The organism is Bacteroides sp. Ga6A2, assembly GCF_000702225.1.
GTDB lineage: Bacteria > Bacteroidota > Bacteroidia > Bacteroidales > Bacteroidaceae > Ga6A1.
Genome location: NZ_JNKX01000070.1, coordinates 1 through 6,922 on the forward strand (window position 1 = coordinate 1; position 6,922 = coordinate 6,922).

7 protein-coding genes and 1 pseudogene are annotated in these 6,922 nt (G+C 42.1%); 3 read left to right on the forward strand and 5 right to left on the reverse strand.

Going from position 1 to position 6,922, the window contains the following annotated elements; genetic code table 11:
• From T538_RS19025 to T538_RS0113340, 4 genes and pseudogenes are all read right to left on the reverse strand, one after another.
• A pseudogene (locus T538_RS19025) lies at nucleotides 1-209 on the reverse strand (IS1380 family transposase); the annotation flags it as partial.
• A gap of 100 nt (nucleotides 210-309) precedes the next feature.
• Complete coding sequence (locus T538_RS17855) at nucleotides 310-882, reverse strand: hypothetical protein (protein ID WP_031534460.1); 573 nt, start codon at nucleotides 880-882, stop codon at nucleotides 310-312.
• 38 nt (nucleotides 883-920) lie between these two features.
• On the reverse strand, nucleotides 921-2,054 hold the full coding sequence (locus T538_RS0113335; protein ID WP_197025792.1) for a leucine-rich repeat domain-containing protein: 1,134 nt from the start codon (nucleotides 2,052-2,054) through the stop codon (nucleotides 921-923).
• Nucleotides 2,055-2,200: 146 nt separating this feature from the next.
• Nucleotides 2,201-3,496, reverse strand: a complete 1,296-nt coding sequence (locus T538_RS0113340) for a Fic family protein (RefSeq protein ID WP_031534456.1) — start codon at nucleotides 3,494-3,496, stop codon at nucleotides 2,201-2,203.
• 485 nt (nucleotides 3,497-3,981) lie between these two features.
• Between T538_RS0113340 and T538_RS0113355 the strand changes: the two genes are divergently transcribed.
• Genes T538_RS0113355 through T538_RS0113365 form a run of 3 tightly spaced genes read left to right on the forward strand, consistent with a single transcriptional unit; the run spans nucleotide 3,982 to nucleotide 5,417 of the window.
• Nucleotides 3,982-4,668, forward strand: a complete 687-nt coding sequence (locus tag T538_RS0113355) for a nitroreductase family protein (RefSeq protein ID WP_031534454.1) — start codon at nucleotides 3,982-3,984, stop codon at nucleotides 4,666-4,668.
• A complete protein-coding gene (locus tag T538_RS0113360; protein WP_051656106.1) occupies nucleotides 4,659-5,039 on the forward strand; it encodes an MmcQ/YjbR family DNA-binding protein in 381 nt (126 codons plus the stop codon). The genes T538_RS0113355 and T538_RS0113360 overlap by 10 nt, the downstream gene beginning before the upstream one ends.
• The gene (locus T538_RS0113365; RefSeq protein ID WP_031534449.1) at nucleotides 5,040-5,417 is read left to right on the forward strand and encodes a YccF domain-containing protein; all 378 of its coding nucleotides are present in this window, start codon (nucleotides 5,040-5,042) and stop codon (nucleotides 5,415-5,417) included.
• Between the two features lie 189 nt (nucleotides 5,418-5,606).
• On the opposite strand, the gene T538_RS0113370 is transcribed toward T538_RS0113365, so the two are convergent.
• Nucleotides 5,607-6,632 (reverse strand): IS110 family RNA-guided transposase, encoded by a 1,026-nt coding sequence (locus T538_RS0113370; RefSeq protein ID WP_031534447.1) that lies wholly within the window; start codon nucleotides 6,630-6,632, stop codon nucleotides 5,607-5,609.
• Nucleotides 6,633-6,922 lie beyond the last annotated feature (290 nt).

The window sequence follows — 6,922 nt, forward strand, 5'->3', positions numbered from 1 at the left end:
AAACGGCTTGCTCCGCACCAGACACCTGCGAACAAGCCCAATATGAGCTGTATCGGCTTATATCCTCTATTGGAACCCTGGACAGGAATACAGCATTTCTCCAGTTGCTCTTCAAAATGGCATTTCTCTAGCATCTTCAGAAAAAGTGAAAGGCCTCCGAACGGGGTGATTTCCTTGTTCACGAACTTTATATCATAGTCACGCATCATCTTCTTATGTTTTTCCGCGTGGTAAAGGTAGTAAATTATTGAAGGATAGCCTAATACAACCGATATTTTCTAATGGCGGTCATTGGAAAAATAGACATGCCTAATTTCTAATGACCGATTTGGGTTTAAGATTTCCTTTATAATCCCATGGGTATGCTTTATATCCCTTGTGTTCAGCCCAGAGTTCCCTTGGAATGCAGTACCTGAAATTTTGTCTTTCAGATATATTATACCGTGTAACAGCAATAGGCTCAATCGCTTTTGCCCTTGGACAATATTCTAACGCAGGAACAGCGCCCTTTTCTCCTAAAGCATCAAACTGGAATAGCAAGGCTCTGGTCTTTAATGGCCCATTGCAAAATTTATCGTTGCACTCGATGGAGCGAATGAGTATTCCTCCATATGACTTGTTATTACTCTTGAATGTAAGGTCAACACCAAAGTCATGGTTAAACCACTCACCGGCCTCACTCATGCGCTCGTATGTTATATGCGCTGTGTCGGTTAAGTTACAATAAAACTCTATCTCGACCATGCGATATAACTCATCTCCCTTCCTGATGACAAAATTGTTAAGCAAATTCTTCGCAATGTCTTTGAAGATGCTTTCAATTTTAGAAGGATCTGTCTCTGTTAACACAAGACTATTTCTTAAACATTCCAATTCTGTCATATAGTTCTATATCAAATATTAAGCGCAAAATTTTTTACTTATTGTATAGGTATAAGCTTACCAAATGCTTTCCAAAGAATATCTTTCTTATATTTTTTGACTACAGGAACATGAACGGTAACTTGTTCCAGAGGGACATCATCAAAAGCCTGATATATCTCTGGTGGTACTTCTGAATAACAGAATATGTCCGTGAGGCTCCGACAGTAATCAAAAGAACCGGCACCTAATTTAGTCATTCCTTCTGGAATAACGATTTCAACAAGAGATGAGCAACCCGGGAACACGCAGGGGTCTAATCGTGTCATTTCTTTTGGCAGCACGATTTTTTCCAGACTCTTACAGCCTGAGAAGGCAAAGCGTTCTATCTCGTATATGCTTTCCGAAAATTCAATATTAGTGAGAGCTTCACATTTAGCAAATGCGGCTTCCGGTATAACTTTGAGCGATTCTGGAAGCTTAACAATTTTAAGGGATGTGCAACTTCCAAAAGCATGAGGAGCTAATGCTTTAAGACTGTTCGGTAGAATAATAGATTCTAATGCGGTACAACCGAGGAAAGCCCCCTTTTCTATAGATTGAAGTCCCTCATTAAAGTTTATAGTCTTCAAACTTACACACCCGGAGAACACCTCTTCTCCTATCTCTGAAACAGTAGAAGGTATCGTTATGGATGAAAGTTGTTGACAATTATGAAATACGCCCGACTCAATACGAGCAACACGACTAGGAATAACAATCGATTTGAGCTTAACACAATTATAGAAGGCGCGGTAGCCTAAAGAGGAAAGCCCCTCAGGTAAGACTATATTCTCCAGCTCAATGCAATCTCTAAAAGCATTGCTGCCAATTTCTTTTACACTAGAGGGTATTGTTATACTTTTTAATCCATAGCAATATGCAAATCCACTAATTTTCGTTATACCTTCTGGTATAATAACCTTCTCTAGCTTTTGGTTTTGGTTACCTACGTCGCCACCGAGAGCAACAATCTTATATGTCACTCCGTTATAATCTATAGCCGAAGGAACTATGAGTTCTGAATCGTCCCCAGTATCATTTCCATACCAATGTTTGAAAATTGCCGTATGAGTATTGTCGTCAATATCATAAAAATAGCGACCATCTACCTCAAGTTGTGAAACATTTATGAAATTTCCATCATCGTCCATACTACGATATTCAGAGCGTCTTATCTCTGTTTGCTGTGCGTACAATTGCATTATTGATAAAAAGCTTCTTCATTTTTTTGTACAAATTGTTTGTTTATATGAAAAATAATGTGGGCAGATATATTCCGATTTATCTGTTTATTATACTATTCTCTGTTACTTGCAACGATATACGAGCAGTACTTACTAAGCAGATTTGACAAAGGGAGGTCTCCTTTCTTGAATCGCTCTGCATCAAGTTTCAATAATCTTTCACTCACAGGTTTCTTTCCCTTGAATATGGCTTTTAGATACGGGATGCCATTCTCCTCAGTAATGTTTACCTCAGTGAAGAATTGTGTCAAATCCTCTGCATCATAGACGATGGAGTAACTTGGACGCTTGGCTCCGGGAATGTCCTCTTTCAGTATGTTCTTGTCAACCAAGTCCTGTATGTCACGTATGGCCGTGTCTTTCGAGCACTTTGCTAATGTTGCCCATGTCTTGGATGTTATCTTTGCCTCGTGGCCGTCAAGGAACAGATTGAGCATCTGTGTCTGACGCTCTGTCATTGGAACAGACGATGCCTTCTGCCAGAAGAAGCTTTTATTCAGGATTGTGGTGACGATGGTGTCTGCCTCGTCAAGTGCATCAACCAATTTCTGCATGTACCACACCAACCACTCTGTTATATCACCATCGCCATGCTGCATACGTTCAAGAATCTCGTAGTAGTGATTCTTGTCCTTGTTAATCTGTGATGAGACATTGTAGAAGCGGAACTCACTCTTTTCGCCACGAGCCAGCAGCATGTCTGAAAGGATGCGTGCCAGACGGCCATTGCCATCTTCGAAGGGATGAATGCTTACAAACCAAAAATGAGCGATGGCAGATCGGATCACGCTGCTTACAGGCTCATCCTTGTCGAACCATGTGAGGAACTTTTGCATCTCCTCTTCTACACGATCTGGAGAAGGAGCAATATAATGAATCTTCTCACGTCCGAACATTCCACTAACAATATGCTCCTCGTTTGTACGGTACTGTCCTATTTCTATCTGGCTTCCTTCGCTATAACCCGAAGGAAAGAAAGCGGATTGCCAGGCGCACAACTTTTCTTTGCTAAGAGGCTGGTTATAATTTTGTACAGCTTCCAGCATAACACCTACAACAGAATCAATATAGTGTGAAGGAGTACTATATTTCACGTTATCAATGCCCAGCCTTCTGGCAATGGAAGAACGTACCTGATCCATGTTCAGCCGTATGCCTTCAATCTCCGAAGAATACACCACGTCATAGGTCAGGTTCTCCGCCATCGCACGTAACTTGCTGTCAAAACCCAACGAACTCAGCCTGCCGTAAAGCAAGCCCTGCATACGGAATACTTTCTCCTGAAGGAGTGACACCTGAGAAATGTCCCAACGGAAGTTTGTCCAATAGTCTCTTTCGTGTATATACATAATGCATTCGTACTTTATGCGACAAAATTTTATATATAACGTCGCAAATTCTGCGGCAAAAATGCTAAAATAATGCTGAACTACCAAATAAAAACGCAAAATATCGCATATCCTGCGACGTTTTTATCTCCAACACGTCGAAAGCATACTTGAAGATACTAAAAAAAAGACCTGCCCAAACGGACAGGTCCCTTAAATTTATATCAGTGTGATAATTACTCTTCTACAGCTGCCTGCGCGGCGGCAATAATTGCGATAGGCACATGAACCACAAGGTTCACAAGCATCATCGCAGATGAGACTATTTCCATAATCAACTTTTTCTATTCAAATGATTCGGGTCGCCTTCCCTCATACGGATGGCGGCCTGTTTCGTGTTTCGGCCGATATGCGGAAAAATCGTTTTATAAAGATGACTTCCATTTCTGAAAAAATAATTATTTTTGATGCCGTCAAAAAACTTTGTTAAAACAAAATTAAGACTTATGACGATAGAAGAAGCAATCAGAGACAGACATTCTGTTAGAAAATACATCGACAAACCTCTTTCTCCTGAACAGATTGATATTCTGCAAAATAAAATTGCCGAGGTAAACAACGAGAGCGGACTTCATGTTCAACTTGTAGTGAATGAGCCGAAGGCGTTCTGCGGAAGGATGGCTTACGGCAATTTCAGGGGTGTTTCTAACTATTTTGCGATGATTGGCAACAAGTCCGACGACACTAAGGAACTCATCGGATATTACGGCGAGCATCTTGTTCTGCTGGCTCAGACGCTTGGGCTGAACACTTGCTGGGTTGCGCTTACATACAACAAGGTGAGCGGCGCGTATGATGTTGCCGACGGCGAGAAGGTTTACTGCCTCATAGCCCTTGGCTATGGCGATGAGCCGGGACGCAAACTGAAGCGCAAGAGCGTTTCGCAGGTTAGCAATGCGGACGATTCTACTCCCGAATGGTTCAGGCGTGGGGTAGAGGCGGCGTTGCTTGCTCCAACGGCGGTGAATCAGCAGAAGTTCAGATTCGACTATGTTGCGCCCGGAACAGACGGCATTCATCATGTTAGGGCAAGCCGCGGCTTCTCGCTTATAGGATATACAAAAATTGACCTCGGCATTGCCAAATGTAATTTCGAGATTGGAGCAGGAAAAGAGAACTTTGAATGGGTATAACTATGGATGTTGAGCAAGTACGAGAATATACTCTGTCTATATTTGGAGTAACGGAAGACCAGCCTTTTGGTGATGACATCATAACCTATCGAATAGGAGGTAAGATATTTCTTTGCCTCTGGCTTGGTGGAGGTAAGCATGACATGATAGATTCGGAACCAAGGTTTGCCTTGAAACTGACACCTGAAAGGAATGAAGAACTCCGGGAACAATACTCATCTGTAACCCCTGCGTGGCATTGGAACAAGAAGCATTGGAGCGATGTGTATTATGAGCACTTAGAAGAGAGTTTCGTGAAAACATTGATAAAAGAGTCATACAACCTCGTTGTTTCCAAGTTACCAAAGTCAGTTAGACTAAACTATGTGTAAATGAAAATATTAGGTAATATAATTTGGTGGATTTTTGGCGGACTGGAGTCTGCCATCGGATATTTTATGGGAAGTCTGTTTTTGTGCTTTACCATCATAGGCATTCCTGTTGCGTTGCAGACATTCAAGATTGGGCTGATGTGCCTATGGCCTTTCGGCTCTGAAATTCGCAGTTCGGGCAGTTCTGTTGGCTGTCTGTACTTTCCGCTCAACCTTTTGTGGCTGGTGTGCGGCGGATTCTGGGCGTTTTTATGTCATGTGTTTTTCGGCTTTCTGTTGTGTCTTACAATCGTCGGAATTCCTTTCGCAAAGCAGCATTTCAAACTCGCAAGAATATCGCTTGCTCCATTTGGAAAAGAAGTTGTACTGAATATTTAGTGAAATAGAGAATTCAAAATTATAGAAAAAGTAGGATTTTTTTTGTCTTTTGGTATATACAAAATAGTGGGAAGGTACGTCCAGGGTACGTCCAAGATACGTTCAAGGTATAGGTAGAATAGGTTGAGAGTTAAAAACAAAAAACTTGCTTTCTATGTTAAAATCCAAATATTTCGACCATTTTTTTGTTTATGCTGATATTTTATAATCTTTGTCAAAAAGCTGCTTGTTTCTGACCATGGCAGTCACAATGTGTACAAGTTTGTTCTTGACATTATTGAGGACAATCTGCCTCTTTTTTCCCTTTGCTATATGCCTTGAATAATATGAGGCTATGACGGGATTGAATCTGGCGGCAGAAAGTGCAGCCTGAGACAGCATTGCCTTAATCTGCCTGTTTGCCATGTAGTGCACGTGCGGATCGGTATGCACGCTTGTTCCGGAATCCCTGCCGAATGGGGCTATTCCATAGTAGCAGGCAATCTTTCTTGAATCGAAGTTGAACCTGCGGAAATTATCGGTGTAAACCATCAGGCATACGGCATTCTGCGTTCCTATGCCGGGTATGGAGGTTACGATGTTGAAGACTTGTGCAAGTTCGTCGTCTGAATCTATCAGCTCCGCAATACGCTTGTCAATCTTCTCAATCTCCTTGTTCAGTTCGGTAACGATATGCCGTCCGCTTTGGGAGATCATTGTCTTGACAGGTGACTTCTCCATGTTGAGTCTTTTCTCGCCTCTTCTGACCTGAAAACTGCATCTGTGCCTTACAACCATCTGCCTGTAGAGGAACAGTTCGCGGAGCTGCGACAGGCTCTCGCTGAGAGGCTCATAAATTATCGCCTTGTCATAGTTTCGCATAGCGTATTCAGCAATCATATTGGCATCGGCGCGGTCAGACTTAAGCCTTCTTATTCCTGACGCGTCCTTGATGCTTTTTGCATTCTCGAGCCACATGTCAAATCCCCTTCCGTAGAGGAAGTTGCACAACGGCTTGCTGTAGTCGCCGGTATTCTCGCCGCAGAACAGCCACAAAGACGGTTCTGTCTCGTTTGAGCTCTCCTCAACCCATTTGACCAGCTGCTTGTAACCAGATACGGAGTTCTTGAACTCATTGGACACTCTCATGGAGGTTTCTGTCAGTCCCTCGGCAAAAATGATTGCCACATCAATTTTTTCTTTCGAAAAGTCAATTCCAACAAATAATTTTTTCATACTTTTGTATCTGTATTTTTAAAGAATTGGTCAATAGTTGTATGGACTAACACTCTAACGAGGCTCTATGCCGATAACTTTCTATCTTGTCTTTGCAACTATGTCTGGGAGGTCCTAAACAATTTATAGACTCCGTTCTGGAAAGTTGACAGGTTTACCTCTTCGACAGACCGATTCTTCCTTACAACGACAAAGGTAAGAAACTGTCTTGAATTGCTATTGTTTTTCTCGACCAATTTGCTTTCTTATGCGGCTGCGCCGCAATCATCTGCAAACTTAGAGAAAGTTGA